This is a genomic window from Microcoleus sp. N3A4, from assembly GCF_036701805.1.
Taxonomy (GTDB): Bacteria; Cyanobacteriota; Cyanobacteriia; order Cyanobacteriales; family Microcoleaceae; genus Microcoleus.
In genome coordinates, this window is the sequence record NZ_JAUBRJ010000177.1 from 1 (window position 1) to 1,488 (window position 1,488).

General features: G+C 40.3%; 1 pseudogene. It reads left to right on the top strand.

Features of this window, described 5'->3' with window-relative positions:
- Positions 1-161: 161 nt before the first annotated feature.
- Positions 162-1,308, top strand: a pseudogene (locus QUA56_RS36565) (IS4 family transposase).
- The last annotated feature ends 180 nt before the right edge of the window (positions 1,309-1,488 follow it).

Genomic DNA, 1,488 nt, shown 5'->3' on the forward strand with positions numbered 1-1,488 from the left:
CAATACGGTTCAGTTAAGGCTCAAACCGTGGTAAATTAGGTATGGTGTCCACAAAAGGAGAGCAAGTTAACGTGCATCTCAAAGAATTCTCATTAGTATCTCCCAAAATCCCAAGTAAGGAGATATTCAAGGCCATAGAGATAGCAATTCCAGCAAGTGCCATCGAACAAGCTATTGCGAAAACAAATGTTGAAGAGAAACGTCATCGTGTCCTGCCAGCACAACTGGTAGTGTGTCTGGTAATCGCCATGAGTCTGTGGTCAAAAGATTCAATGCGGGATGTCTTAAAAAATTTAATTGATGGTCTTAATGAAGCATGGATAAAAATTGGTAAATATTGGCGATTTCCCTGTAAATCGGCAATTACTCAAGCCAGACAAAGATTAGGAGCGGGCGTGATGAGACAGTTGTTTCATTCCTTAGTACGACCAATGGCTACAGTTGAAACAGTAGGAGCTTTTATCAACGAACTCAGAGTCGTAGTGATAGACGGAACCTGCTTAGACCTCCCAGATAGTGATGAAAATGCCAGAGTTTTTGGTCGTCCAGGTAGCCGTCCGGGTACGAGAGCGGCGTTCCCCAAAGCTAGATTAGTGATTTTAGTAGAGGCAGGAACACATTTAATATTTGATGCCTTAATGTGTCCATATAAAATAGGAGAAAGAGTAAGAGCGTTAAAATTGTTACGCTCAGTGGCAGAGGGAATGTTATTGATGTGGGATAGAGGTTTACATTCTTACGCGATGGTAGAAGCCACATTCAGTAAAGGTTGTGAGTATTTGGGGCGAATTCCATCCAACGTTAAATTCTTAAACGAAACACAACTAGATGATGGTTCATATTTAAGTTGGATTTATCCATCTGGCAAGTTAAGAAAAAAAGGATTTAAGCCAATACAAGTAAGAGTAATTGAGTACACAATTGAGCATCCAGAACGCCCCGAAGCACAAATTAGATATCGTTTAATTACCAGCTTGTTGGACGCGGAAAAATTTCCTGCCCAGTTCCTTGCCTGTGAATATCATCAACGTTGGGAAGTTGAGAATACGATTGATGAACTGAAAGTACATTTATTAGGACGAAAAACTCATATTCGTTCTCAAAAGCCTCTTGAGGTGGTACAAGAAATTTATGGTTTACTACTAGGACCGAAGAGCTGTAAGGTCATTAATTTTTCAAGCAGCAAGCAGCGCATGTGTTTCACCATTGCGTCTTTCTTTTACTGGAACACTACGAGTTATTCGTCGCGCTCTCCCAAAATTTCAGCGGTTACAACCACAGGAAGTTCCTTTTTTTTTAATTGGTTAACTTTGGAGATTCTCGATCAAGTTCTACCTGAAAGGGTTCAGAGAAACAACCCCAGAGTCGTGAAAAAACCTGTCTCAAAATTTCGGTCTAAACAAGTTAAACACAGAGGTACTGGAATCATAATGAATCCTCCTGTATTTATTGTTTTAAGCACTGCATAGCCTTAACTGAACCGTATTG